The organism is Streptomyces sp. NPDC059582 (assembly GCF_042735715.1).
Lineage (GTDB): Bacteria > Actinomycetota > Actinomycetes > Streptomycetales > Streptomycetaceae > Streptomyces.
This window is the reverse complement of sequence record NZ_JBHWCC010000037.1, coordinates 46090-72163: the sequence shown is the minus strand read 5'-3', so window position 1 is coordinate 72163 and position 26074 is coordinate 46090. Positions and strand designations below refer to the sequence as shown.

Annotated in this window: 26 protein-coding genes; 1 reads left to right on the top strand and 25 read right to left on the bottom strand. The window is 72.2% G+C overall.

Features of this window, described 5'->3' with window-relative positions; all coding sequences use genetic code 11:
• Positions 1-464 precede the first annotated feature (464 nt).
• The 11 genes from mdlC to ACFV0T_RS27840 form a co-directional block, all read right to left on the bottom strand.
• Complete coding sequence (mdlC, locus tag ACFV0T_RS27890) at positions 465-2126, bottom strand: benzoylformate decarboxylase (protein WP_385784682.1); 1662 nt, start codon at positions 2124-2126, stop codon at positions 465-467.
• 5 nt (positions 2127-2131) lie between these two features.
• Entirely contained in the window at positions 2132-3535 is a 1404-nt protein-coding gene (locus ACFV0T_RS27885) for an FAD-binding oxidoreductase (RefSeq protein WP_385784679.1), read from the bottom strand.
• Between the two features lie 37 nt (positions 3536-3572).
• Positions 3573-3869, bottom strand: coding sequence for a hypothetical protein (locus tag ACFV0T_RS27880; RefSeq protein WP_385784676.1), 297 nt, complete (start codon positions 3867-3869; stop codon positions 3573-3575).
• Positions 3870-3892: 23 nt separating this feature from the next.
• Entirely contained in the window at positions 3893-4405 is a 513-nt protein-coding gene (locus ACFV0T_RS27875) for a cupin domain-containing protein (protein ID WP_385784673.1), read from the bottom strand.
• Between the two features lie 82 nt (positions 4406-4487).
• A complete protein-coding gene (locus ACFV0T_RS27870; RefSeq protein ID WP_385784670.1) occupies positions 4488-5438 on the bottom strand; it encodes an NADP-dependent oxidoreductase in 951 nt (316 codons plus the stop codon).
• Between the two features lie 61 nt (positions 5439-5499).
• The gene (locus tag ACFV0T_RS27865) at positions 5500-6738 is read right to left on the bottom strand and encodes an MFS transporter (protein WP_385784667.1); all 1239 of its coding nucleotides are present in this window, start codon (positions 6736-6738) and stop codon (positions 5500-5502) included.
• 52 nt (positions 6739-6790) lie between these two features.
• Complete coding sequence (locus ACFV0T_RS27860) at positions 6791-7483, bottom strand: EthD family reductase (protein WP_385784665.1); 693 nt, start codon at positions 7481-7483, stop codon at positions 6791-6793.
• A 25-nt stretch (positions 7484-7508) separates the two neighbouring features.
• Positions 7509-7817 (bottom strand): muconolactone Delta-isomerase, encoded by a 309-nt coding sequence (locus tag ACFV0T_RS27855; protein ID WP_385784662.1) that lies wholly within the window; start codon positions 7815-7817, stop codon positions 7509-7511.
• A gap of 25 nt (positions 7818-7842) precedes the next feature.
• Positions 7843-8886, bottom strand: a complete 1044-nt coding sequence (locus ACFV0T_RS27850; RefSeq protein WP_385784659.1) for an ankyrin repeat domain-containing protein — start codon at positions 8884-8886, stop codon at positions 7843-7845.
• Positions 8883-9329, bottom strand: a complete 447-nt coding sequence (locus ACFV0T_RS27845) for a nuclear transport factor 2 family protein (RefSeq protein WP_385784656.1) — start codon at positions 9327-9329, stop codon at positions 8883-8885. Before ACFV0T_RS27845 ends, ACFV0T_RS27850 begins: the two co-directional genes overlap by 4 nt.
• The gene (locus ACFV0T_RS27840) at positions 9326-9799 is read right to left on the bottom strand and encodes a nuclear transport factor 2 family protein (RefSeq protein WP_385784653.1); all 474 of its coding nucleotides are present in this window, start codon (positions 9797-9799) and stop codon (positions 9326-9328) included. The genes ACFV0T_RS27845 and ACFV0T_RS27840 overlap by 4 nt, the downstream gene beginning before the upstream one ends.
• Positions 9800-10194: 395 nt before the next feature.
• Between ACFV0T_RS27840 and ACFV0T_RS27835 the strand changes: the two genes are divergently transcribed.
• Positions 10195-11088 carry an LLM class F420-dependent oxidoreductase gene (locus ACFV0T_RS27835; RefSeq protein ID WP_385784650.1) on the top strand — a complete coding sequence of 298 codons (894 nt, stop codon included), beginning with the start codon at positions 10195-10197 and terminating at the stop codon, positions 11086-11088.
• 65 nt (positions 11089-11153) lie between these two features.
• Here the strand turns inward: ACFV0T_RS27835 and ACFV0T_RS27830 are convergent, their stop codons facing one another.
• From ACFV0T_RS27830 to ACFV0T_RS27765, 14 genes are all read right to left on the bottom strand, one after another.
• Positions 11154-12050, bottom strand: a complete 897-nt coding sequence (locus ACFV0T_RS27830) for a LysR family transcriptional regulator (protein WP_385784647.1) — start codon at positions 12048-12050, stop codon at positions 11154-11156.
• A gap of 112 nt (positions 12051-12162) precedes the next feature.
• Positions 12163-13149, bottom strand: a complete 987-nt coding sequence (locus ACFV0T_RS27825; protein ID WP_385784644.1) for a LuxR C-terminal-related transcriptional regulator — start codon at positions 13147-13149, stop codon at positions 12163-12165.
• 205 nt (positions 13150-13354) lie between these two features.
• Positions 13355-14344 (bottom strand): TauD/TfdA family dioxygenase, encoded by a 990-nt coding sequence (locus ACFV0T_RS27820; protein ID WP_385784641.1) that lies wholly within the window; start codon positions 14342-14344, stop codon positions 13355-13357.
• Positions 14345-14349: 5 nt separating this feature from the next.
• Positions 14350-15453, bottom strand: a complete 1104-nt coding sequence (locus tag ACFV0T_RS27815; RefSeq protein WP_385784638.1) for an aspartate kinase — start codon at positions 15451-15453, stop codon at positions 14350-14352.
• A complete protein-coding gene (locus ACFV0T_RS27810) occupies positions 15450-16496 on the bottom strand; it encodes an aspartate-semialdehyde dehydrogenase (protein ID WP_385784635.1) in 1047 nt (348 codons plus the stop codon). The genes ACFV0T_RS27815 and ACFV0T_RS27810 overlap by 4 nt, the downstream gene beginning before the upstream one ends.
• The gene (locus ACFV0T_RS27805; RefSeq protein WP_385784632.1) at positions 16493-17473 is read right to left on the bottom strand and encodes a DMT family transporter; all 981 of its coding nucleotides are present in this window, start codon (positions 17471-17473) and stop codon (positions 16493-16495) included. The genes ACFV0T_RS27810 and ACFV0T_RS27805 overlap by 4 nt, the downstream gene beginning before the upstream one ends.
• Before the next feature lie 44 nt (positions 17474-17517).
• On the bottom strand, positions 17518-18540 hold the full coding sequence (locus ACFV0T_RS27800) for a transporter substrate-binding domain-containing protein (protein ID WP_385784629.1): 1023 nt from the start codon (positions 18538-18540) through the stop codon (positions 17518-17520).
• Positions 18537-19808 (bottom strand): methylaspartate mutase, encoded by a 1272-nt coding sequence (locus ACFV0T_RS27795; protein WP_385784626.1) that lies wholly within the window; start codon positions 19806-19808, stop codon positions 18537-18539. The genes ACFV0T_RS27800 and ACFV0T_RS27795 overlap by 4 nt, the downstream gene beginning before the upstream one ends.
• Complete coding sequence (locus ACFV0T_RS27790) at positions 19808-20302, bottom strand: cobalamin B12-binding domain-containing protein (RefSeq protein WP_385784624.1); 495 nt, start codon at positions 20300-20302, stop codon at positions 19808-19810. The genes ACFV0T_RS27795 and ACFV0T_RS27790 overlap by 1 nt, the downstream gene beginning before the upstream one ends.
• Positions 20303-20447: 145 nt before the next feature.
• Positions 20448-21809, bottom strand: coding sequence for an acetyl-CoA carboxylase biotin carboxylase subunit (gene accC / locus ACFV0T_RS27785; RefSeq protein WP_385784621.1), 1362 nt, complete (start codon positions 21807-21809; stop codon positions 20448-20450).
• Positions 21810-21819: 10 nt separating this feature from the next.
• Positions 21820-22308 carry an acetyl-CoA carboxylase biotin carboxyl carrier protein gene (locus ACFV0T_RS27780; RefSeq protein WP_385784619.1) on the bottom strand — a complete coding sequence of 163 codons (489 nt, stop codon included), beginning with the start codon at positions 22306-22308 and terminating at the stop codon, positions 21820-21822.
• Positions 22298-24031, bottom strand: a complete 1734-nt coding sequence (locus tag ACFV0T_RS27775) for an acetyl-CoA carboxylase carboxyltransferase subunit alpha (protein ID WP_385784616.1) — start codon at positions 24029-24031, stop codon at positions 22298-22300. Before ACFV0T_RS27775 ends, ACFV0T_RS27780 begins: the two co-directional genes overlap by 11 nt.
• Before the next feature lie 13 nt (positions 24032-24044).
• On the bottom strand, positions 24045-24509 hold the full coding sequence (locus tag ACFV0T_RS27770) for a DUF4188 domain-containing protein (RefSeq protein WP_385784613.1): 465 nt from the start codon (positions 24507-24509) through the stop codon (positions 24045-24047).
• Between the two features lie 88 nt (positions 24510-24597).
• Complete coding sequence (locus ACFV0T_RS27765) at positions 24598-26031, bottom strand: aldehyde dehydrogenase family protein (RefSeq protein ID WP_385784611.1); 1434 nt, start codon at positions 26029-26031, stop codon at positions 24598-24600.
• Positions 26032-26074 lie beyond the last annotated feature (43 nt).

The window sequence follows — 26074 nt, the reverse complement described above, 5'->3', positions numbered from 1 at the left end:
CCCTCGGCACGGCGGGGCGCGTCACGGCAGCCGTGGCGCGGCACCTCGGCACGGGTCTGGCTCGGTACGGGGCGCGGGCCGCTGCGTCCTGGCTCGGTTGCGCGGGGGCCGTGGATCCGGCGTCCCGGCCGGGCGAGAGGGGCCGCGGAACTGCCGACCGGCAGAAGCGCGGAGCCTTGGAACTGCCGTCCTGGCCCGGCGGGGGCCGTGGATCTGGCGTCCCGGCCCGGCGCGAGGGGCCGTGGATCTGGCGTCCTGGCCCGGCGCGAGGGGCCGCGGAACTGCCGTCCTGGCCCGGAACTCGGGGGCCGTGGGGTGCGCTCGATGTCAGGGGGTGGAGCCGGGGTGTCGCGGGAGCCGTGGTCCTGGTCCGGTGTGGGTGTGGGTGTGCCGTGGTACGGAAGGACGCCCCCCGCTCGGCGGGAGGCGTCCGGGGGCCGTGCTGGGTGGGGCGGGGCGGGCGGTCAGAGGCGGAACAGGCCCGGGTCGGCGACGACGACGTCGAGCAGGACCGGGCCGTCGGCGTTCAGGGCGTCGCGCAGCGACTCGCGCAGACCGTCGGCCGACTCGATGCGCTCGCCTCGGATGCCGAAGCCGCGGGCGAGTTGCGCCATGTCGACGCCGCTCAGGTCCCAGCCCTTCTGCCAGGACTTCTGGTCCTGGAGGTAGTACTTCAGGGACAGGTAACCGGCGTTGTTCGGGATGACGAAGGTGACCGGGAGGTTGTGCTGTCCCGCGGTCCACATCGCGTGCAGGGTGTACTGGGCCGACCCCTCGCCCACGACCACCACGGCCCGCCGGTCGGGCCGGGCCAGGGCGTAGCCCACCGCGCCCGCGAACGGGAAGCCGAGGGCGCCGCTGGCCGTGGCGAAGTAGCCGTGGTCGGCACCGAGCGGGATCTGCTCGTGGAAGTCGGCGCGGGCGATCGGCAGTTCCTCGAACAGGGCCGCGTTGTCGGGCAGTTCCTGGGAGAGGACGTGGAACAGGTAGGCCTGGCTGAGCGGGTCGGAGGCCTCGGGCACCGGTACCGGCTCGCGCACCGGGGCGAGTGCCACCCGCTCGCGCTCGCTCACCAGCGGGACGAGTCCCTCGACCACCGGTCCGGGCGGGGCGACGAAGCTCGTCTGCGCCAGGGTCGCGGCCGCCGCCTCCGGATTGTCGGTCACGTGCAGGAAGGTGACCGAGTCCGGCAGCGTCGGGCGGGCGCTCTGGTCGAGGTCCGCCGGTTCGGTGGAGAACAGGTCCCAGGCCGTGAACAGGGTGAAGGCGGGCGCGCCGAGCACCACGACCACGTCGTGCTGGGCCGCGAGCCGCTCGTTGATCAGCTCGGGGATCGGGGGGAGCACCCCGGCGAACAGCGGGTGGTTCTCGGGGAAGCTGCCGCGCGGCCACACGGGACTGCCCCAGACCCGGGCGTTGAGCTTCTCGGCCAGTTCGACCAGCGCGCCCCGGGCGCCCTGGGCGTCCACGGTCGGGCCGGCGATCAGGCCGGGCCGCTCGGCCCCGTCGAGGGCGTCCGCGATCCGGGCGAGGACGGCCGGGTCGGGCACGACCGCGCTCTCGACGGAGGCGACGCGCAGCGGCGCCGGGTCGGCCGGACGTACCCAGTCGTCCTCGGGGACGGCGACGAACACCGGTCCCTGCGGGGACTGCTTGGCGATGTGGTACGCCTGGGCGATCATCGCGGGCACGTCCTGCGGGCGGGCCGGCTCACCGGCCCACTTGATGTAGGGCTTGGGCAGCTGGGTGGCGTCCTTGGCGACCAGGAAGGGCTCGCCGAGCAGCATCTTGCGGGCCTGCTGCCCGCCGAGTATCACCATCGGGGTGTGGGCGGAGGCGGCGGTGTAGACACCGCCCATCGCGTTGCCGAGGCCGGGTCCGCCGTTGATGAGGACGAGCGAGGGCTCGCCGGTCGCCTGGGCGTAGCCGTCGGCCATGCCCACGACGCTGGCCTCCTGGAGGCCCATGACGAACCGGAACTCGTCCTCGGGCCAGTACTCGAACAGCTTCATCTCGGTGTGGCTGGGGTTGCTGAAGACGGTGGTCAGGCCGAGTTCGCGGAGGACGTCCAGCGTGGCGTCCCGTACCGTCCGCACCCCCTTCGGGGTGCTCGACTCTTCGGTCACGGTGATCAATCTCCTGGGTTGGGGGCGGTCGGACCGAGCGCGGCCACCGCGCTGAACACGTGGTCCGGGTCGTAGCGCTCCTTCGTGCGGAGCAGTCGGTCGACGTGCGGGCCGAAGCCGGCCAGGGTGCGCTGCTGTTCGTCGGGGCCGAGCAGGTTCGGGTAGCCGCCGGGCAGCGCGTACGGGTCGAGCTGCAGGGCCGCCTCGCGCGCCCACCGGCGGTGCTTCTCCCCCGCGTCGGGCGCCGCCGTGCGCGCGGGGTCCCAGGCCGCGGCGACCTCGACGAGGAGGTGGTCGCGGCGCAGGGCGAACGCGGTGTCGTCGACGGGGACCCGGCCGGCGGCGCCGTGGAAGTGGTGCACGAAGATCCCGGAGTACGGGGAGGTGATCCGGGCGGCGGCGTCCACCAGCACCTCGGCGGAGTCCTCGGTCAGCCCCTCCAGCCAGCGGGTGCGCACCTCGTTGTGCCGGCCGTCGACGACGACCTGGTCGAACATGCCGAGTACGCCCGCGTACTCCATCGGCAGCACCTGGCCGACGACCGGCCGGCCGATGCCCTCGAACAGGTCGATGACCGAGCGCCCCAGCTCGGGCGAGCCGCAGCACACCGGCAGCAGGAACAGCAGCGGCCGACCTTCGGGGCCGCAGAAGAACCCGGTCATGACGGTGAGTGAGTCCGGGGCCTCCGCGACCAGTTCGCGGTAGCGGCGCAGTACGCCGGTGGCCTGGTCCAGCGGGTAGAGCAGCATTCCCGCGAAGACCGTGCTGAGCGGATGGAGCCGGTGGCGGAGCGCGGTGACGACGCCGAAGTTGCCGCCGCCTCCACGTAACGCCCATAAGAGGTCGGGCAGTTGGTCCGCGCTGGTGGTGACGGTGCGGCCGTCGGCGAGGACGACGCGCGCCTCGATGAGGCTGTCCAGGGCGAGCCCGTACTGACCGGCGAGCAGTCCGTAGCCGCCGCCCAGCGTCAGCCCGGCCACGCCGACCGCCTTGACGGTGCCGGTGACCGGTGCCAGACCGTGCGCCCGGGTGCCGTCGATGAAGTCGCCGGCCCGGGTGCCGCCCTTGATCCACGCGGTGCGGGCGGCGAGGTCGAGGTCGACGCCGCGCATCGCCGTCAAGTCGATCACCAGACCGTCCTGGCGCAGGGACCGGCCGGCCCAGTCGTGTCCGCCGGCGCGTACGGACAGGGGTATGTCGTAGCGGCGGGCGACGGACACGGCGTGTGCCACGTCCTGCTCGTCCGCGCACCGGGCCAGGATCTCGGGACGGGTCTCGACGGCGCCGTTCCAGACGCCGCGCGCCTCTTCGTAGCCGTTGTCCTCGGGTGCCAGAACGCGGCCGCGCAGCCCGTTCTTCAGCGCGCGTACGGCGGCCGTCGGTGTGCGGGGTGTCGTTGGTGACGCCATGGGCGCATCACTTCTCCTCGTATCCGCGGGTACGCGACTAGTGCTCGACGAGTTCGTAGCGGCCCGACTGCACGGTGGACACGTCGACGGCGCCGATGAAGCCCTGGGTCTCGGGGGCGCCGAAGAAGGCCGCGATGGTGGCCTCGGCGTCCTCGGCCGTCTTCCAGTGCACGGTCACGAGGTACTCGCCGTCCGCGGACCGCGCGGTGGTGCGGGCCACGAAACCGGGCCGCTTGGCCATGTAGTCGTTCTCGACGGAGCGGTTGAGTTCGAGGAAGTCGGCGTCGGCGACACCCTCCCGCAGGTGGAACCGGATGGTCTCCAGGGTGCTCATGTGGGTCACGCCTCCCAGCGCGGTCAGGGTGCGAGCTTCAGGTCGTACTTGGGTGCGACTTCGACGATCCGCTTGCGCTGTGCGGGGGTGAACGGCGTCGGGGACTCACCCTTGACGGCCTCGGTCCCCAGCTCCCTGAAGAAGCCCTCCATGCCCGCGGCGGTGAAGAAGAACAGCAGCCTCGCCACGTGCAGGCCGACGTTGCGGAAGCGGTGCCGGGTGCCGCGGGGGACGTAGACGAAGTCGCCCTCGCCGGCGATGAAGGTGCTCTCGCCGTTGAGGAACTCGATCTCCCCGCCGAGGATGTAGAACCCCTCGTCGGCGTGCGGGTGGATGTGCGGGGGCGGGCCGCTGCCGGGGGGCACGGACGCCTCGGCGAGGGTCATGACGCCGTTGGTGTTGTCCTTCTCGGCCTTGAACGTGTAGATGGCGTCGCCGAACCAGATGGTGGGGCCGGTGCCCGCCGGTTGGTGAATGACGTTTCCGGGCGGGTAGGCGGTCGAGGGCGCTGCCGCGCTCTCCGTGTCCGTGGTCATCACGACCTCCGAATTCGCTTCGGGGATGGGGAACTGTGCGGGGGTGCTCCGGGGTGCGGGTGCCGTCGGTCGGGTGGGTGGGTCAGCCGGTGTCGAGGACGAGCCGGCCGCGCACGTGTCCCTGTTCGCCGACGCGGTGTGCCTCGGCGGCGTCCTCCAGGGGCAGTGCCCGCTCGATGCCGATCCGCAGCCGCCGGTCGGCGAGCAGCGGGGCGATCCGGTCCAGGGCGGAGCCGTCCGGTGCCACGTACACGTAGCCGGCGCGGACTCCTCGGGACCGCACGAGCGCGGTGTGGTCGGGCTGTTCGCCCTTGAGCGTGACGAGGATCCCGCCGGGGCGCAGGGTGGCGAGGAGCCGGCGGAAGTCGTCACCGCCTCGTGGGTCGATGACCACGTCGACGTCCCTGACGAGGTCCTCGAAGCGGTCCTTGGTGTAGTCGACGACCTGGTGGGCGCCGAGGTCGGTGAGGAAGGCGGTGTTGTGGGCGGAGGCCGTGGCGATGACCTCCGCGCCCTGTGCCGCGGCGAGTTGGACGGCGACGTGGCCGACTCCGCCGGCGGCGCTGTGCACGAGGACGCGTTGTCCGCGGGCGACGGCGCCGTGGTCGTGCACCGCCTCCCACGCGGTGAGGCCGGGCATGGCGGCGCCGGCCGCGGTGCGGTCGTCCACCGCGTCGGGGGTGCGGGCCAGTTGGTCGGCGGGCGCGGCCACGTACTCGGCGTAGCCGCCCGCCGGTCGCGGGAAGCGGACCGTGCCGAACACCCGCTCGCCCACCCGGAGGGGGCCGGCGCCGGGTCCCGTGGCGGCCACGGTGCCGGCGACGTCCCAGCCGAGGACGCCGGGGAACTGCGGGAGGCGTACGCCCCGGCCCGCCCGGCTCAGCCAGTCGATGGCGTTGACCCCGGCGGCACCGACCCGGACGAGGACCTCTCCGGTGCCCGGCTCGGGCAGGGGTACCCGCGCGATGCGCAGTACTTCGGGCGGTCCGTACCGGTCGATGACGGCGGCGCGCATCGTTGCTGTCGGTGTCACTGGCCGTGCCTTCCTCTGTGCGTGTGGTGCGGTGTCGTCCGGCGCGCGGGGCGCCGGTCGTTCAACGTCGGGCGGCCACCGTGGTGTCGGAGGCGGCCGCCGCGGGGGCGGGCGGGGTGGCCGGGACGGGTCGCAGCCGGCCGACCGCCCAGTTCGCGGGGATCGCAACGGCGACGCCGGTCAGCCCCACCACGACCACGGAGTCCACGCCGTGGCCGGCGACGGCCCAGCCGCCCACCGCCGCGCCCACGGCGACGCCCGCGTTGATGGCCGAGGCGCCGAAGGTGGCGGCGAGGTCGCCGCCCGGTCCGGCCAGGGTGATCACCCGCAGCTGGAAGGAGGGCATGAGGCCGAAACCGACCAGGCCCCACACGGCGACGACGATGGCGGTGGGTACCGGGTGTTCGCCGACGAAGCGCAGGGCGAGGAGCGTGACGGCGAGCAGGACATTGGCCGCGAGCAGGGTGCGGGCGGCGCCCCGGTCGGCGAACCGGCCGCCGGAGAACACGCCGAGAGCGCTGGCCAGGCCGTACACCAGCAGGAAGACGCTGACGGTGCCGCCTGAGATGCCGGTGACGTCCTCCAGGTACGTGCCCAGGTAGGTGAACGCGGTGAACTGGCCGCCGATCATCAGCAGTCCGACGCCGAGCTGGGCCAGGACCCGGGGCGCGAAGGCGTACCGGGCCTGCGGGCCGAGGCCGGCGGGACCGGTGACGCCGAGCCTCGGGACGAACAGCAGGGTGGCGACGAGGGCCACGGCGGTCAGCGCGACGATGCCGACGAAGGTGGCCTGCCAGCCGGCCGCCTGTCCGACCAGGGTGCCCAGGGGCACGCCGATCACGGTCGAGACGGCGACCCCGCCGATCACCATGGCCACGGCGCGGCCCTCGCGGCCCGGCGGCAGCAGGTGCGCGGCGAACACGGTCGCCACCCCGATGAACAGTCCGTGCACGGCGCCGCAGATCACGCGCGCCACCACCAGCAGGCCGAAGCCGGTCGTGGTGGCGGCGAGCGTGTTGGCGGCGAGGAACACGGCGAGCGACCCGCACAGCAGCGGATGGCGGCCGAGCCGGATGGTCACCGCCGTGAGCAGCGGTCCGCCGAAGCAGATGCCGAGCGCGTAGGCGGTGACCAGCAGGCCCGCGGTGCCCACGGAGACGCCGGAGTCGTCGGCGATCAGGTTCAGGAGACCGACGACGACGAGTTCCGCCGTGCCGATGACGAACGCGCCCAGGCCCAGTGTCGCCAGGGCGAGACCGGTACGGGGCCCGCTCCGCTCGGGCTGTTTGGGTGTGGTCACGTGCACCGCCTTCGGTCGGGTGGGTGTCGCGGGTCCTGGTCTCCGGCCTGGTTCAGCTGTCCTCGGAGCCGATGATCCAGTGCTCGCGGACCGCCATCCGGTGGATGTAGCGGGGCTCCACGAATCGGGTCAGGTCGTCGAAGGCCTTGGTGAACTCGGGTGACTCCGCGGCCGTTTCGAGCGCTTCGACGCTGTCGAAGGAGAGCAGGTACGCGGCGTCCAGGAGCGACTCGCCGACCGCGTAGGCGCCGTCGCGGGTGAAGCACTGGAGGTAGCGGCGCAGACCGGGGATCTCCAGGGCCAGTGCGGCGTGCTCGCCGAGGCTGCGCTCACGGAACTCCGGCACGGTCGTGCCGTTGGTGCGCTTGACGAGGACGACCAGCTTGACGCCCTCCTCCGGTGCCGGGTGGTCGCCGGCGCGCAGCACCTGGGCGTCGGTGTCCAGGACGACGCTGCGCCAGAACGCGGCCCACTTCGGCTCGTCGAGCCGGGCGCCCTCGAGGAACTCCGGGGTCTGGAGGGAGGCGAGCTGCTCCTCGTCGTTGGCGAGCCAGATCTCCGCGATCCCGCTCCACAGCGGGTCGTCCGGTTCGGGGCCGAAGGGGATCCGGGTGTCGATGAGGTACTTCCTGATCTGCGGGATCTTGCTGGCGTACTGCACCGCGTGCACGTCGACCCAGTAGTCCTGGAACTCCTTCTCGGTCATTCCGGGCCTGGGGTGGGCGAAGATCAACTGGTGGATCATGACTGCCTCCGGGTGGGTCTGGTGATCAGACCTTGTAGGCCTTCTTGACGTCCTCGGCGAAGCCCAGGTAGTCGCGCAGCGGCCAGACCTCCTCGAATTCGAGGTACTCGCGCATCGGCAGCCGGCCGAGCGCGGTGCGGTCGAGCTCCTCGGCGTCGGGGGCGTCGATGATCCCTATGACGCGCTTCTGCGCCGCGACCTTCCACAGGCCGACGGCGAACCCGGAGTCGAGCGTCTCCTGGGCGTGCTCGGCCTCCTCGCGCTCGACCTCCCAGAGCTCGTCGAGGGTGATGCGTCCCTCGTGGTTCCAGCGCATCTGGACGTAGAACAGCATGGGGATTCCTTCCGGCCGGGATCGGCTACGGGATTCGAGGCGCGGCCGGCGCCGCGATCCGTTCGGTGATCGGGTCGGCCGGGCCGAACACCTCGGTGGCCAGGTCGAGCGGCGTCTTGCCGTCGTGGCCGACCAGGTCGAGGCGGGCGCCGGCGTCGAGCAGCGCGGTCACGCAGTCGGCGTAGCCGTGCCAGAGGGCGTCGTGCAGCGGGGCGTAGCCGTTGGTGGCGCCCTGGAAGTCGAGGTCGATGCCGTCGCGGGCGACCAGGTCGGCGGTGATGCCGGCGTGGCCGTTGTAGACGGCCTTGTGCAGCGGTACGGCGCCGAAGCAGGGCTCCACGGCGTTGATGTCGGCGCCCGCGTCGAGCAGCAGCCGGACGATCTCGGCGTGGCCGTCGCGGGAGGCGACGAGCAGCGGGGTGTGGGCGTCGTTGAACCCGTTGAGCCGCGGGTGGCGGGCGTCGACCTCGGCGCCGGCGGCGAGGAGCTCGCGGACCCGCTCGGTGTCCCCGGCGGAGACGGCCGCCATCAGCGGCTGGGCCTCGACGGTCTCGCTGTCGTGCTCGCGGCGCTCCTTCAGGAGCTGCTCGGCGCGCAGCAGCCTGTCCTTGCCGAAGGTGTTGACGTTCAGCTCGTACGCGAAGTGCTCTTCGAGCGAGAATCCGTAGTGGGTGTGCATCTTGAGCCCGGCGCCCTGGGCGAGCAGGTACTCGACGAGGTCGGGGTACTTGTACCAGAGCGCGTCCATCAGCGGGGTGTGGCCGGTGGTCGGGGCGACGGCGTCGACGAAGGCGCCGGCCTCGACGAGTTGGCGGGCCACGTCCAGGTCGCCGCCCTGGCAGGCCTTGTGCAGGGCGGTGGCACCGGCCCGGCTGTCGGCGGTGTGCACGTCGGCGCCCGCGGCGATCAGCACACCGATGGTGGCGGGGTCGGCCTGGCCGGCGGCGATCATCAGCACGGTGAGTCCGGACGCGCTCTCGCGGGTGCCGGGGTCGGCGCCTGCGGAGACCAGCCGCCGCACCTCGGCGCTCTCGCGGCCGCGTACGGCGGCGATCAGTTCGGCGCTCATGAGCCGCCGCCCTGCGGGGCGTCGCCGCGGATGGCGCGGATGATCTGCGAGGGGTCGGTGTGGGACTCCCAGCGGACGATCCGGCCGTCGCGCACGGTCAGCCAGTGGGTGAAGATGATCTCGAAGTCGACGCCGGTCTCCTTGACCCGCGAGATCTCGTGGATGACTCCCGCGGCCTTCTCGCCCTCGACGACGAGGTCGAGCAGTTCCTCGGAGATCACGTCGCACTGTCCGGCGAAGACCTGCACGGTGCCGGCCACGGCCTCGGGGCCGTGCACGGTGCCGATCCACTTCATGTCGTCGTTGTAGCCGGGCACCACGCGGTAGTTGATCCACTCGACGTCGTCGGCGAGGAGCTGGAGCGCGGCGGGGAAGTCGCCGCCGGTCAGGGCGGCGAACCACCGTTTGGCGACGTCCCGGGTCTGTTCGGTGAGCTCGCTCATGTCGTCTCCTGGTCACTGTCCCCGTTGTCCGGGGCGGTCATGATCTGCTGGTTGCCGTCCGCCCACAGCGCCGTCATCACCACGCCGGTGATGCGCCAGCCGGCCCCGGTGCGGGTCAGGTCGAAGCGGTAGCGGCCGCCGAGCGTCCACGTGGCGGAGCCGTAGGGGTTGGGCAGCAGGTGCATCGCCTGGAAGTGGGCGGTGAGCCGGGCCGAGTCGCCGTGCACCTCGGCGATCTGGTTGCCGATCAGGTGCTGCGTCGCCCGCAGGTGCCCGAGCCCGGCGGACCAGTCGGCGATGACCTGGGCGCGGGTGCGGACGACCGGCTCACCGCCGAAGAGGCTGGTGTAGTCGAGCGCCACCTTCTCGGCGAGCACGGCCGGGAGGGTGTCCCACTGTCGAAGGTCGACGAGCCACAGCATCCTGGTGCAGGTCTCGATCACGTCGAGACGGTCTTCCGCGGAACTCATGGGCGACTCCGGGGGGAAACGCTGGGGAGACGGTGGGCACACGGTCCTTCGGACACGCGGTCCCGGCCGACGCTAACGACCTGGCGGGAGGGAACGCGCGCCCCGGCGGGGGGCTCCCCCGACTCTGTGAGCTCGCCCCGGGTACTACGTCAGTTTTGTGATCCGACCGGTCACTTGACGCAGTGTCATCCATGGTGTGACGGAGTGCGGGACGGGCCTGTGGGCCGCTCCCCGGGACGACAGGCCAGGTGGGGAGGGTGGGCCGACGGCCGGATCGACCGACAAGACCGACAAGGAGGTTCCCATGGTGTACGTCACGGACGGGTTGCACAGGCGAACGACGTCCGGGGAGGACGACGGCTGGGGTCTGGCCGGTATCGGATAACGGCCCGACGATGGAGCACCGCAGGAACATGCGCGTGGGTGCGGTCTTCCCGCACCTGGAGATCGGCGCCGACCCCGGCGCGGTCCGGGACTGGGCCCAGGCCGTGGAGGAGATCGGCTTCCAGCACGTGGTCGCCTTCGACCATGTGCTGGGCGCCGGGACGGACACCCGGCCCGGCTGGTACGGCTTCACCAACGACGACCTCTTCCACGAGGTCTTCGTGCTGTTCGGCTTCCTGGCCGCGGCCACCCGCACCCTGGAACTCGCCACCGGCGTCCTGGTGCTGCCGCAGCGGCAGACCGCGCTGGTGGCCAAGCAGGCCGCCGAGGTCGACGTGCTGAGCGGCGGCCGGATGCGGCTCGGAGTGGGGCTGGGCTGGAACAAGGTGGAGTACGACGCTCTGGGCGTGCCCTTCACCGACCGCGGCGCCCGCAGCGCCGAGCAGGTCGCGCTGTTGCGGGCGCTGTGGGAGCGGCCCACCGTCACCTTCGAGGGGCGCTGGGACCGGGTGGACAACGCCGGGATCCTGCCCCGGCCGGTGCGCGGCACGATCCCGGTGTGGTTCGGCGGCAACGCGGAGCCCGTGCTGCGCCGGGCCGGGGAGATCGGTGACGGCTGGCTGCCGCACCGGCCGCCGGACGAGACGGCCCGCGCCATGGTGGGGCGGGTGCGGTCGTACGCGCTGGCGGCCGGCCGGGACGCCTCGCGGCTCGGCGTCGAGGCGCGGCTGGACCTCTCCGAGGTACCGGAGTCCAAATGGCCCGACTTCGTGGCCGGCTGGCGTGATCTGGGAGCGACGCACCTGTGCCTGAACACCATGGGCCTCGGCCTCGCCACGGCCGACGACCATGTCCGGATGCTGCGCAGCACGCTGCGCGAACTGCGTCCGGTGGCCCAGGAGTAGGGGGGCCCGGTGGCAGCCCTCCCGTCGCATGGGAGGGCCTTCGTGCCGTGCCCCCACGACCGAGGTCAGCGCCCGTACTCCTCGGCCAGGAAGCGGATCGACTGCTCGACGAAGACGCGCATCTCGCGGGTGAGGTTCTTGCCACGGCGCCAGGCGAGCATGGTGAAGACCTGGAAGGGGATCTCCCAGTCCAGCTTCACGAGGAGGCCGGCCTCCAGGGTGTCCTGCACACAGGCCGCAGGCAACAGCGTGACGCCGAGCCCGGCGGCAACCCCGCGCTTGATGGACTCGATGGTGCCGAACTCCAGGAACGGCAGCGCCTCTCCGGTGCCGTCGTTGAGTTCCGCCTCGAACAGCTCGCGGTAGGCGCAGCCCGCCTCGGCGGAGATGACCTGGGTGCGGCGCAGTTCGTCGGTGGTCACCTTCGGCAGCTTGGTGAGGGGGTGGTCGGGGGCGGCGACGACGATGAGCGGCTCGGAGCCGAGCACCTCCGTCTGGACGCCCGGGTGCTGGGTCTCGGCCTCCATCAGGAAGCCCATGTCGAACATGCCCTGCCGCAGCGCGTGGCAGGTCTCGGCGCACAGACTGGGCCGCAGCACGATGTGCAGCGCCGGATAGCGGTGGTGGAAGAACTCCAGCAACGGAGGCATCCGATACGAGGTGATGGACTCCATCGAACCGACGGTCAGCACCCCCGCGGGCTCTCCGGTGCCGACGGTGGCACCTCGCGCCTCCCCGGCCAGGGTGAGCATCTGTTCGGCGTAGGGAAGCAGCCGCTGGCCCGCCTCCGTCAGCTGGATACGGCCACCGAGACGGTCGAAGAGGTCCACTCCGAGCGACATCTCAAGCCCCTTTATCTGGCTTGTGACGCTGGATTGCGCGTACTTCAGCTCGGTGGCCGCCTTCGAGAAGCTCAGCAGCGTGGCCACCTTGTGGAACGCCGCCAGCTGCCTGATATCCATGGTCTTCTCCCTGCATGGGCCGACACCGGCTGGAATTCTCTCTCCAGGAAATCACCGGCACGGCCACGAGCACCATGCTCCGGTGATGTCACATTGCGGTCAGGGGCGTCCTTTAGCTGCCATCCGCAGTGGCCTCGGGGGCCAATTCCGCACCGAAAACGTGTCCCTGACGGCCAATCATCAGGCCTGCCTGAAAACGGCTGACGGCACCCATTTCCTCCATGATCGCGGAGATGTGCCGGCGGCAGGTCCGGGTCGCCATGCCGAGACGGCGGGCGATGACCTCGTCCTTCAGCCCGAGGGCCATGAGGCGGATGATGGACAGCCGCACCTCCTCGGCGAGGTGCTGGTACTCGGCGGCCTGGTGGTCGACCTCGAAGGCACGGCCGATCTGCCACACCGCCTCGAAGGACCGGCAGAGATAGCCGACGACCGTGGGCTCGGTGATGACCGCGGCCCCGGGCGGCTCGCTGCCGGTGCGCTCCTTGGGGATGAAGGCGACCTTGCGGTCGTAGATGATGAGGCGCTCGGAGAGCTCCTCGGCGGTCCGCACCTGGGCGCCCTGCCGGCTGATCTCCTGCACGTAGGTGCGGGTGGCGAGGCTGGTGCGGGCCGTGTGCTGGTAGAGGGTGCGTACCCGGACACCCCGGCGCAGCAGCTCCAGGGTGTGTTCCCGGTCGGCCTCCAGCAGCTCCGGCGGGCGCCCGCCGCCGGGCTGGAGGCTCATCCGCTCCTCGGTGCAGCCGTAGCGGGCGCGGTCGATCTCACGGCGCACCTCCTCGAAGTCGTCGAGGACGGTGATGGGCACGTCACCGGCGGGACCGCTGTGCCGCGAACGGTAGTTGACGGCGAGGGAGCGCAGCTCCTGGTGGATCCGGACGATCTCGCGACGGCGCCGGGCGATCGCCACTTCCAGCGGCGTCACCAGCTCGGCCTCCGCGACCTCCGGATCGAGCGGGACGACGGGCCGGCCGGGCGCGGTCGGGCTCAGCAGACGCAGTTCCTGCAAAGCCTTGCGGGCCTCCGCGACCCGGCCGATTTCCGCGCCGAGTCCGGCGGCGATCTCCTCGTCCTCGAAGTGGCCTTTGCGTAAGGCCATTTCATAGGCCGTCACCGCAAGGTCGCCCAGAAGAGGAATCCCGTCCGTCAACTCCCCACCCCACGCCCTCTTATCGATCCGGTTCGGTGCCCGTCCACTTGTCGTACTCATCGCCTTTCCAGCGTAGGGCACCGACTCCGGAGCGAACTCATGTTTCCCGCGCGCCGAATTGAGAACGTCATGTCGGGCGCGAGATGTCGGGAACTCAGTAGTGCACCCGGCGGTCCTCGGGCGTGGCCCGGTACCGCACGTTCCACAGGTTACGGCGGATGTAGGTGCGCTGCAGCCAGCGGTCCCGGCCGTCGTAGGCCGCGCGGAACGTGGAACGGGCGTGCACGCCCTTGCGGTTGTTGATCAGCAGAGCCTGTCCCGGCCGCAGCGTCACCGCGTCGGCGACGCCGAGGCAGCTCTCCTGGAACGCGTCGAGGGCGGTCTGCGCACCTCTGGTGAGGGCGCGCACGCCGTTGGCCGAGACCGCGATCTCGGGGAAACGGTCCGCGCCGCTGACGAGCGGTACCGGCTCGGACAGCACCTCCTCCCCCTGGGCCACGTCCCGGGTGTAGCTGCCGGGCGCGTTGAGCCGGTACAGGGGGCTGCGCAGCGTCTCGACCACCGTTTCGGGCAGCGCTCGGCAGAGGGCGCGGGCGTCCGCGTAGTAGGTCACGGCGTCGCCGTCGGGGGCGCCGCGCAGGCAGTTGAGGACCAGGAAGTCGGGGTTGGCCAGGTCGTAGCGGCCGATGGTGTCGTAGGTGATGTCGCTGTGGAAGTTGAGGAAGACGGCGGAGCCCTGGTTGGTCTGCGCGTGGGCTCCCTCCGGCACCGGGACCACGTCGTGGACGAGTCGGCCGGCCTTCTCGGTGAGCACGCCGATCGGTTCGCCGAGCAGTCCGGTCAGCCCCAGCAGCACGCCCTCGGCGACGAAGGTGCTCCGGCCGGCCGCGGGTCCGCCGTCGGCGGGGGTCGGCGGGAGGTCCTCGTCGCACGGCAGGTTCCGCACGTGCATCAGGCCCGGGGCGTCGTTGTGCCGGCCGAAGTCGATGATCTGCTGGAGGACTTCGGTGGGCAGGACGGAGAAGGCCTGGTGGTATCGGGTCAGTGCCAGGTCGACGTCGTGCGTCGGGTCGGGCAGCCGGCGCAGCAGGGCGCCGAGGGCGTTCCTGACCGGGTCGGGCAGTTCGAGGTCGGCGAAGGTCACAGGCGTCACACTCCCGCGAGGGACGGCTGCGGGACGGGGCCCGCGATCGGCAGGTCGAGCGTGTCGTGCAGGCGCTGGGCGAGGTGCAGGGCGTCCTCGCCGCTCTCGGCGATGTGGGTGGTGACCTTGGAGCCGCGGATCTCGGCCACCGGCACCCCCACGTAGGCGCCCGGTTTGAGGTTCTGGCGGCGCTGAAGGGTCTCCAGGTCGACATAGCCGCCCACAACGGCCACCCACGGCTTCTCGGTGAGCCGGACGGTGTCGATGCCGGCCGCGTGGAACACGCCGTGCGCGAAGTCGGCGGCGTCCTCGGTGTCGTAACCGAGCACCACCGAGCGCTGGTTGAACACGACGGCGGCCATCTGGGCGCCCTCCCGGCTGATCGTGGTGCCCTGGGAGAACGGGGCGCGGTTGTAGCGGCAGACGATCTCGATGCCGTGCCGCAGGGCGAGTTGCACGGCCCGGCGGTGCAGCACCTTGGCGCCGTACAGGGACATCAGGGCGGCCATGTTGTACGACACGTTCGGCAGCAGTCGCGCTCCCCTGACCAGGTGCGGGTCGGAGGTGTAGATGCCGTCGACGTCGGAGTGGATCTCGCAGGCGCCGCCGCCGGCCGCGCGGGCGACGGCGATCGCGGACAGGTCGGAGCTGTTCTTGCCCAGCCAGGTGGGCCGTCCCTGGGCGTCCACCGCCTGGCCGCCGGGGACCACGACCACCTCGTACTCCTGGAGGGTGCGGTCCAGCGGCCCGGGGTCGGTCTCGATGACCCGCGCCCACAGGAAGGACGAGTTGGTGATCAGGCCGATCTGGTGGCCGGCCAGCACGGTCGCGCTGCGTCCCCTGCGGTGCAGGGCGGTGGCCAACAGGTGGGCGCTGATCAGGTCTGCGGTGGCGAGCATGCCGGCGGACGTGGCGTCCTCGGGGTGCGTGTTCACCTCGTGCAGCCGGCCGCGCATCTGCTCGGTCTCGCCCTGCATGGCACTGACGATCACGGCCAGTCGGCGCCCCTCGCGCTCCAGCCGGGCGTCGAGTCCGGCCGCGAGGTCGTCGTACGCGGCGTGCGTTCGGAAGGTGGAGCCGCCGAACTTCAGGATGGCAGCCTCGTTCACAGCAACCCCCGCTCCAGGACGTACTCGGCGATCTGTACGGCGTTCAGGGCGGCCCCGATGCGCAGGTTGTCGGCGACCAGCCAGAGCCAGAAGCCCCGCGGGTTGTGCGGGGCCACCCGCACCCGGCCGACGTGCACGTGGTCGGGGTCGCCCGCGGTCAGCGGGGTCGGGAAGCCCCCCGGGGCGTCCTGGTCGTGCACGGTGACCTCGGGCAGCGCGGCGAGCCGGGTGATCAGTTCGGCGCGGTCCACGGGGGCCGCCGCCTCCACCCACACCGCTTCGGAGTGGGAGTTGACCACCGGCACCCGTACACAGGTGGTGGTGACGTCGAGGTGCGGCAGGCCGAGGATCTTGCGGGACTCCTGGAGCATCTTCTGCTCCTCCAGGGTGAACCCGCTCTCCAGCAGCCGGTCGATGAACGGGACGACGTTGAAGGCGAGCGCCGGCTTGAAGCGCTCCGAGGGCAGTTCGGCGTCCGGGTCGCGCAGCGCGAGCGCGCTGCCCTCCTGGAGTTCCTCGATGCCGTGCCGGCCCTGTCCGGAGGCCGCCTGGTAGGTGCTGACGACGACCTGCCGGATGCCCCAGCGCCGCTCCACCGTCTGGAGCAGCCGCACCAGCGGGATGGTGGAGCAGTTGGGGTTGGCGATGATGCCGCTGGCCGGCCGCCCGCCGAGCAGCACGTCGGCGTTGACCTGGGGCACGATCAGCGGGCTGTCCGGGTCCATGCGGAAGGCGTTGGTGTTGTCGATGACCAGCGCGCCCTGCGCGGCGGCCTTGGGAGCCCACTTCTCGCTGACGGAGGTTCCGGCGGAGAAGAACGCGAGGTCCACCTCGGAGAAGTCGAACTCCGCCAGGTCCTCCACGGTGCTCGTGCCGCCGTCGACGTCGATACGGCGGCCCGCGGAGCGCTCGGACGCGGCGAGGCGGATGCCGCGGTGACGCAGGCCGCGGGTCTCGACGAGTTCCATGAGGGTGTGGCCGACGGCGCCCGTGGCGCCGACGATGGCGATCCGTGCGGCCTTGGGATCACTGACCTGGGTCATCGGGGGTCCTCGAGAATGTTGGCGGTCGGGGTCAGGGCGGCGGGCGGCGCGTCGTCCACGCGCGCGCGCCGCCGCGGGGCGGGCAGCAGGTGCCAGCCCAGGTTCACGCCGAGGCCCGCGACCGCGATCAGCGGAACGCCCAGGGCCTGGAGCGGCGTGATGTGATGGCCGTAGACGACGAAGTCGACGAGGATGGCCACGGCCGGGTAGACGAAGGACAGCACCGCGATCTTCGCGGTGGGCAGTTTCTGGTACGAGGCGTACAGCAGGATGTACATCAGACAGGTGTGGATCACGCCGAGGCCGACCAGCCAGCCCCAGTCCGCGCCGAGCCCGGCCGTCCTGCCCAGCGCGGTGAATGGCAGCAGCAGCGGGATGCCGACGGACGCCTGGGTGAGGGCGGTGAGTTCGGGCCGCACGCTCTTGAGGTGCTTGGCGATGACGGTGGCGAAGGCGTACAGCAGCGCGGCCAGCAGGGCCTGGCCGACGCCGAGCAGGTACGCGTCGCCCCTCGGCCCCTCGGCCGCGGTGAGATCGGCCACCAGCAGCACGCCGACGAACGCGATCCCGATCCAGGCGGCCTGGTGGCGGTCGAGCCGCTCCTTGAACAGCAGCAGGCCGAGGATGACGACGTAGAACGGCTGGGTGTGGTAGACGACCGTGGCCACCGAGATCGACGTCTTGCCGTACGCGCTGAACAGCAGCACCCAGTTGAAGACGATGCACACGCCGCCGAGCACGGCGAGCCCGAAGGTGCGGCGGGTGAAGTGGTGGTCGTGGAACAGGCCGCGGATCGCGCAGTAGGCGGCGAGGGCGAGCGCGCCGAAGACACAGCGGAAGAAGACGACGTTGAAGCTGGGCTGCCCGGACTCCACGACGAAGACGCCGAGGGTGCCGGACAGTGCCATGGCGGCGGTGAGTTCGAGGGCTCCTCTGGTCTGCGGTGCGGTCGGCCGGGTGGTGGGGGTGCTGCTCACGGGCGATACCTCGTCTCTGTTCGCTCGGCTGCGCTCTCGGCGGGTCAGTGCAGGGGCACGGCGTAGTGGAGTCCGCCTCTGGTCCACAGCTCGTTCGGGCCGCGGGGCACGTCGAGTCCTGAGGTGCGGCCGAGGTTGCGCTCGTACAGGTCGGCGTAGTCGCCGACGGCGTCGAGGACGCGGGCGGCCCACCGCTCGTCGAGCCCGGCGGCGGGGCCGTGCCGGCCCGCGCGGCGGGCGACGCCCGGCGGCTCGTACTCGGCGGCGACCAGCAGTTGGAGCACCCAGCGGCAGACGCGGAACCAGCGCGGGTCGTCGTCGCGGACCACGGCGGCCATCGGTTCGCGGGAGATCGCGGCCGGCAGGATCCGGTGCGCCTCCGGGTCGGGCAGGGTGCGCCGGGCACCGGCGAGGGCGACCTTGTCGAGGACGTAGGCGGCGCAGTCCCCGGTGGCGTACGCGCGCAGCGCCTGACGGGGCTGGTCGAAGGCGACGGGCCGCACGGCCAGTCCGCGCGGCCCGTACCAGGCGGCCAGGTTGTCGGCCGTGGTGGCGCCGGCGTGCACGGCGAGGCGTCGGCCGGCGAGCGCGGCCGGGTCCTGGACGCCGGAGTCGGCGCGCACCAGGAACCCCTCTCCGTCGTAGCAGGTGACTCCGGCGAAGAGCAGTCCGTGCGCGGCCTCCCGGCCCATGGTCCAGCTGACGTTGCACACCGTCAGGTCGGCCTGCCCCGCGGCGAGCCGGCTCAGCCGCTCGGCGGACCCGGCCGGCCGCCACTCGACGGCCTCGGGGTCCCCGAGCACGGCGGCGGCGACCGCCCGCGCCACATCGGCGTCCAGCCCGGTCCACCGGCCGTCCCCGGTCAGGAGCGAGAGGCCGGGCTGCCCTTGCGAGACCAGCACCCGAAGGGCACCTCGGGCCCGGATCGCGGTGAGGGTGTCGGTGCGGGGTTCCGGTGTGCGTGCGGTGGACCGGGCGGGGGTGGCGGGGCGGCGCCGGGGCCTGGTGCCGCGCTCGGCGTCCCCGTCCGTGGCGCCGGGCGCGTCGCGTTCCGGACCGCCCCTCACGCCGCGCTCCTCAGCAGGGAACCGGCGAGGTGTTCGCGGTCGTAGCGGCGTTCGTTGAACGCCAGCATCGTGGTCAGGCGTCGGGCGGTCAGCGGCGGGGTGCGGTCGGTGGCGGGGACCCGGACGGGCATGCCGCCGGCCCGGGACCAGCTGAGCATGCCCCGGTCGTCGATCACCGCGCGGGCCTCGCCCGCGTTGTCGCGGTGCAGACAGTACGGGACGTCGAGGACACCGCGGGCGAACGCGGTCACCAGGGCGGCGCCGACGGTGCGGCCGAGTTCGAGGGTGGCCTCCACGAGCGTCCTGGCCTCGTGCAGCAGGCCGGTCTCGGCGGCCGGCGGGCAGTGGGCGGCCACGCAGTCGGCGTGCGCCCGGCCGGCGATCGCGTCGGCGAACTCCAGGGCCTCCGCGTTCTCGTCGATCGTGGGGATGCGGCGGGCCTCGGCGGGCGTCTTGACGATGAGTCGCTCGGTGCGGCTGTGCACGGCGAGGCGGACGCTGTCCTCCAGGAGGCGGTAGGAGCCGATGGGGGTGCGCGGGAAGACACCCATGTAGGTGTAGAGGGTGACGTGCCAGTCGATGCCGGAGAGGTGCTCGGCGGCCAGCTCACGCAGGGCGGCCAGGGCCTCCAGGTCCTGGCCGAGGTGGACCTGCTGGGCGTAGCTCAGGGACACCGAGCGCAGTCCGTGCTCCCGGAAGAACCTCCCCTCCAGGACGCTGAGCGCCACCAGCAGGGACGGCGGGCACAACTGGCCGAGCATGCAGCCGCCGAACGTCTCCAGGTGCATCGGCTCCGCGGCGGCGGCGGCGAGTTCGCTGCAGCGGGCCCAGTTGTCTGCGGCCTCGGGCAGCGGGACCCGGCCGTAGGGCAGGCAGTACGAGACCGGGCCGCCCTCGGTGGCGTCCACGCCCGCTTCCACCATGATCCGGAACAGCTCCAGGGGCAGCGGGGAGCCGTGCCGGACCTGGACCGGGAAGCCGTCCGAGGACACCCCGCGCAGCAGGCCGCGTACCGTGTCCACGCCGTACGCCTCCAGCGGGAAGCCGTTGAGCTCGGCGCCGTCGCGCACGGCCCGGCGCGCGGAGGCGTAGTCGCCGACACGGGTGTAGCTGTCCAGGGTGACCGTGCCGATCGACGTGGCCCGGCAGTCACGCACGGCGGTCAGGCCGGCGCGCATCCGGTCGAGTTCGCCGAAGCCCATGCGCGGCTGGACGACGAGCCGCCCCGCCGTGGCCGCCCCGTGGACGAAGTCGGCGAACCGGGGCATCAGTGCGCCCCGGCCGTGTTCCCGGCGAGCGCGCGCGGCGCCGCACCGGCGAGGTGGTCCAGGAACGCGCCGAACTCGGCGAGCGTGCGGGCGGCCGGTGCCTCGGAGTCGTCGAAAACCGCGTCGAAGCCGGCGTCCAGCAGGCGCTGTCCGAAGTGGCCGTCGTCCGCGCCGCGCACCCCGAGCTTGCCGCCGATGACGACCGGCAGCGTGGTGAGTCCGGGGTCGTCGCGCAGGGCGCGGATCAGCCGCAGGCCGTCGAGGTGGCCGTGGCCGTTGACGGTGCTGAGGACCAGCAGGTCGGGCCGGTCGGCGCCGCGGCAGGCGTCCAGGACGGTGGTGTCCGGCGGGCACACCCCGAGGTTGGTGACCTCGTGTCCGGCCTCCTCGAGCAGCAGTTGCAGATAGACCAGATTCCACATGTGCGCATCGGACGAGACGCTGGAGACCACGATGCGCAGAGAATTCCTGGGCCGGGTCGGGTAAGCATGCATAACACCCACTCTTCGAAATTCCCGGGGTCGTGTACAGATCCCGCCGAACGAAATCCCGAAAGTGCGCGATCAAGAATTTCCATGCCCCCGTCGTCCGACTCGCCGAACAGCGTTCCCGCAGTACGGCGCAGTGCGGCACGGTGCTTCAGATCGAGAATTTTCGTTCCAGGAAATCAGTGGTGACACCTGAACGGCGAAACTCGGGGTGACTGAGAATCTCCTGATGCAGAGGGATCGTGGTGTGAACTCCGGGGCCCGATACCTCGAATTCGGAAAGGGCGCGCAGGGCCCGGTCCAGCGCCGTGTTCCGATCGGGGCCCCAGACGATCAGCTTGCCGATCATCGAGTCGTAGTACGGGCTGACGCGGGAGCCGGGGACGTAGTCGGTGTCGACCCGCACCCAGGGGCCGCCCGGCACCCGGTAGTTCTCCAGCAGGCCCGGCGTCGGGGCGAAGCCGCGCTCGGGGTCCTCGGCGTTGATCCGGCACTCGATGGCGTGCCCGTGGACCTCGACGTCCTCCTGCTCGACGCTGAGCGGAGCGCCTGAGGCGACGCGCAGTTGCTCGCCCACCAGGTCGACCCCGGTGACGAGTTCGGTCACGGGGTGCTCGACCTGGATTCGGGCGTTCATCTCCATGAACCAGAACGCGTCCCGGGCCGCGGGGTCGGCCTCCAGCAGGAACTCCACCGTGCCGGCGCCCCGGTAGCCGATGGCCTTCGCCCCGGCGACGGCGGCCGCGCCGAGCCCGGCCCGCAGTTCGGGCGTGATGCCGGGGCCGGGAGACTCCTCGACCAGCTTCTGGTGCCGGCGCTGCACGGAGCAGTCGCGTTCGCCGAGATGGATCGCCCCGCCGAAGTCGTCGCACATCACCTGGATCTCGATGTGCCGGGTGCCGGTGAGGTAGCGCTCGATGTAGACGGCGCTGTTCTTGAACACGGCCTGGGCACCGGCCCGGGTCCGGGCGTAGGCGTCGCGCAGGTCCTGCGGGCGGCGCACCACCGTGATGCCACGCCCGCCGCCGCCCGCCGCGGCCTTGATGATGACCGGGTAGCCGATCTCCCGCGCGATCTCCTCGGCGGACTCCGCCGAGTCGACGGGTTCGGTGGTGCCGGGCAGCAGCGGCAGCCCGGCGGCCGTCATCAGCTTGCGGGCCGTGGCCTTGTCGCCGACGCTCTCCATCACGTCCGGCGGCGGCCCGATGAAGGTGAGCCCGGCGTCGGCGCAGATCTCGGCGAAGTACGGGTCCTCGGAGAGGAATCCGTAGCCGGGGTGGACCGCTTCGGCACCGGTCCTGAGGGCGGCGCCGATGATGTTGGGGATGTTGAGGTAGCTGGCGGTGGGCGCGCCGGGCCCGATGTGCACGGACTCGTCGGCGGCCCGTACGAACCGGGCGTCGGCGTCGGGCGTGGAGTACACGGCGACCGTGCGTACGCCGAGGTCACGGCAGGCCCGGATGATCCGCAACGCTATCTCGCCACGGTTGGCGATGAGCACCTTGTCGAACATGTCGGCCGCCTCAGCTCGCCGGGACGATGTCGACGAGCGGCTGCGCGTACTCGACGATGTCGCCGTCGCCCGCATGGATGGCGTGGACCACGCCCCGGACCTCGGCGGTGATGGAGTTGAGCAGCTTCATCGCCTCGATGATGGCCAGTTGCTGGCCGGCCTCCACGGTGTCGCCGACCTTCACGAAGGGCTCGGCGCCCGGGGAGGCGGCCTGGTAGAAGGTGCCGACGAGGGGTGCGGTGACGCGGACGACGTCGGCCGGCGTCTCGTCGGGGTCGGACTCCTGCGCGGCGGCCGCGGCGGCGGCGGCCGCCGGTACGGCCGCGAGGGGCGCGGCCGGTGCCGCCTCCCACTCCACGTCCACGCTCAGCGACCCGGCCCGCAGGGTGATCCGCCGCAGGGTGCCGGGGAGTTCGCGGGCGAGGAGACGGGTCTGGGCCCGCAGCTCCTCCACTGTCATCTCGGCCGCCTCGGCGGCGCTGGTCACCTCAGTGCTCATCGTGCTTCTCCCAGTCCACTACGGGCTGAAGTCGGGGGTCCCCGAAGCGGTCGAACCGCTTCCGTCGTGCGTCGACGAGCTGCTCCCCGGACTTCTCGAGCAGCGGGGCGAGGCTTTGCACCAGGGCGCTTCTGACCCTGAGCGCGGTGGTGTGCGGAGCGGTGTGGGCGCCGTCCGGTGGTTCCGGCACGATGCCGTCGACCACGCCCAGGCGCAGCAGGTCGGAGGCGGTCAGCCGGAGCGCGTCGGCGGCGCGGCCGGCGTGTTCGGCGGTCCCGAACAGGATCGTCGAGGCGCCTTCGGGGCTGATCACCGAGTAGTAGGCGTTCTGCAGGATCAGGACGGCGTCGGCGACGCCGAGGGCCAGCGCGCCGCCGCTGCCGCCCTCGCCGGTGACGACGGAGACGACCGGGACGCGCAGCCGGGAGAGTTCGAGGATGCACTCGGCGATGGCGACGCTCTGCCCGCGCTCCTCGGCGCCGATGCCCGGGTACGCGCCCGGGGTGTCGATGAACGCGATCACCGGCAGCCCGAACCGGTCGGCGAAGCGCATCAGCCGCAGGGCCTTGCGGTAGCCCTCGGGCCCGGGCATGCCGAAGTTGCTGCGCACCAGTTCGGCCGTGTCGTGGCCCTTCTGGTGCCCGAGGACGACGACGCTCTGGCCGCCGAACCGGGCCAGTCCGCCGACCAGCGCCTCGTCGTCGGCGAACACCCGGTCGCCGTGCAGGGCGACGAAGTCGTCGAAGACGTACCCGATGTACTCCAGCGTGGTGGGGCGCTGGATGTCGCGGGCGAGGGCGACGGTCTCGCGGGTCGTCCGGACGCTCGGCACCGGCCGGGTGAACAGGTCGGCGGGGTCGGCCGGACCGGGCAGCGCCGGGACCGACGGACCGAGCAGCGCCAGCAGCCGGCCCAGGTGCTCGCGCTGGTTCTCGCGCGGTACGACGGCGTCGATCATGCCGTGCTCCAGCAGGAACTCGGCGCTCTGGAAGCCGGGCGGCAGCTCCTGGCGGATGGTGTTGCGGATGACCTGGGGCCCGGCGAAGCCGATCAGGGCGCCCGGCTCGGCGAGGATCACGTCGCCGAGCATCGCGAAGGAGGCACTGACCCCGCCGAAGGTCGGGTCGGTGTTCAGATTGATCACCGGCACCCGGGCCTCGCGCAGCGCCGCGACCCACTGGGCGGTCTTGGCCATCTGCATCAGCGACAGCGCGCCCTCCTGCATCCGCGCCCCGCCGGAGGCGGCGACCAGCAGCAGCGGCAGCCGTTCGGCGAGCGCGTACCGGGCGGCGGCGACGACGGCCTCGCCGACCACGGCGCCCATGCTGCCGCCCATGAAGGTGAAGTCGAGGACGACCACGACGACCTGCCGTCCGCGGACGGCCATCCGTCCGGCCAGCACGGCGTCCTGCCGTCCCGTGCGCTGCTGCGCGTCACGCAGCCGGTCCGGGTAGGGCTTGCTGTCGACGAAGCCGAGCAGGTCGCGGGGCGCCTGGGTGTCGGGGAACGCCTCGAAGCTGCCCGGGTCGGCGAGTTGCCCGATCCGTACGTCGGGCGGGATCCGGAAGTGGAACTGGCACTCGGGGCAGACCTTGCGGTTGCGGTCGAGGCGTTTGGCGTAGATGAACGTGCCGCACGAGGCGCACCTGCGCCACTGCACGTCGTGCTGCTCCGCCCGCACGGGGCCGGAGCCCGGGGTCGGGGTCGGGGTCGGGGTCGACACGGTGTCCTCCCTCTCAACTGCCGCCGCGCGGAACCGGGGTGGCCCGCTGCGGCTTGCTCGTGGTGGCCCTGGCGATGCCGAACGGCGGCATGTTGCGGTAGACGGTGTGCATGCGCGCCGGGTCCACGACGTAGGCCTCGTGGTAGATGCCGACGGCGCCGTTGTTCGCGACGGCGCGGTTGAAGCGGGCCCAGGCGGGCCGGTGGCCGGCGGTCGTGTCGTGCGCGTACGCCATCAGTTCGTCCATGCCGCGCCAGTACTGGATCACGACGACCGTCCGGCCGAGCCAGGTGCGGGCGCCCAGCAGGCCGTACTCCTTCTGCTTGTTCAGTTCGATCAGCATCGGGACCATCGCCACGAAGGACGGCAGCCAGCGGTGCACTTTCCAGAGACTGTTGATCCGCATGCCGATCAGGAAGACGACCGTGCCCTCCGGCGGTTGGGCCACCTGGGGTACGAGCTCGACCTTGGCTGCCACGAAGACTCCTCGAAGGGTGTGGGGGGCGGGTCGTTGCGGATCGGTCACACGAGGTCAGAGGCGGTCCTACGGGTCGGCAGGGTCAGCGTCAGAACGGGTAGGTGCGCGGTGGGGTGCTGGTGGTCAGGGTGCGCCAGCGGGTGAACGCCTCCAGGCTGGCCTGTCCGCCGAAGCCGGAGCCGTTGCCGGAGGCGCCGATGCCGCCGAACGGCAGCGCCGCGTCCTGGACGACGGTCTGGTCGCCGATGTGGGTGACCCCGCAGCGCAGCAGCCGGCCGACGGCCTCGCCGCGGACGCTGTCGCCGGTGTAGACGGCGGCGGTCAGCCCGTGGTCGGAGGTGTTGGCGAGGCGCACGGCGTCGGCGTCGTCGGTGAACGCGGTCACCGTGGCCACCGGGCCGAAGACCTCGGTGTGGAAGACGTCCATCTGCTCGGTGACGTCGGCGAGGACGGTCGGCGGGTAGTACGGCGGCCGCGGTCGTCCGCCGGTGACGAGCCGGGCGCCCTGGGCGACGGCCTGCTCCACCGCGTTGGCGACGGTCGTCAGCTGGCGGTGGTCGATGATCGGGCCGAGCTGGGCGTCGGAGCGGTAGGGGTCGCCGATCCGCAGAGCGGCCGCGTGCCGGGCCAGCGCCTCGGTGTACTCCTCGGCGATGGACGCGTGCACCAGATGGCGCCGGGCGGACATGCAGATCTGCCCCTGGTGCAGGAAGGAACCCCACGAGCCGGCGCCGGCCGCCTGTTCCACGTCGACGTCGTCGAGGACCACGAAGGCGTTCTGGCCGCCTAGTTCGAGGACCGCGCGCTTCAGCAGCCGGCCGCACGCGGCGCCGATCTCCCGGCCCACCTCGGTCGATCCGGTGAACGACACCATCGCCACGTCGGGCGCCCGCACCAGCGCGGCCCCGGTCTCCGCGTCGCCGTGCACGACCTCCAGCACGCCCGGCGGCAGCCCGGCCTCCGCGAAGACCTCGGTGAAGAGCCGGCCGCCGCTGAGCGGGGTGTGCGGGTCGGGCTTGAGGAGCACGGCGTTGCCGAGGGCGAGCGCCGGGCCCACGGACCGCATGCCGAGCAGCAGCGGGAAGTTCCAGGGCACGATCACGCCGATCACGCCCAGCGGGACGCGGGTGACCCGGGCGGTGCGGGTCGGGTCGTCGGTGGCGGTGGCCGTGGCGGTGTCGACGGCGCCGGATTCGCGGGCGAGACGGGCCCCGTGCCGCATTTCCGCCGCGGCCGCGAGGACCTCGAAGTACGCCTTGCCGGGAATGGCCCCGCCCTCGCGCACCAGGAGGTCCTGCGCCTGCTGGGCCCGGGCCTGAAGCAGGCCGGCGGCACGCTCGACGATCCCGGCGCGTTCCTCGGCGGGCGTGTCCGCCCAGCCGGGGGCCGCCGCGGCGGCGCGCCGCCCGGCCGAGGCCACCCGGTCCGGCGCGGACAACTCGACGCTGCCGAGTTCCTCACCGGTGGTGATCTCCCGGCTGACCAGCAGCGTGGCCGGCGGGGTCTCGATCAGGGATGTCACGGGGTCACCTCCGCCGGGCCGCAACCGGCCGGGTGGGCCCGGA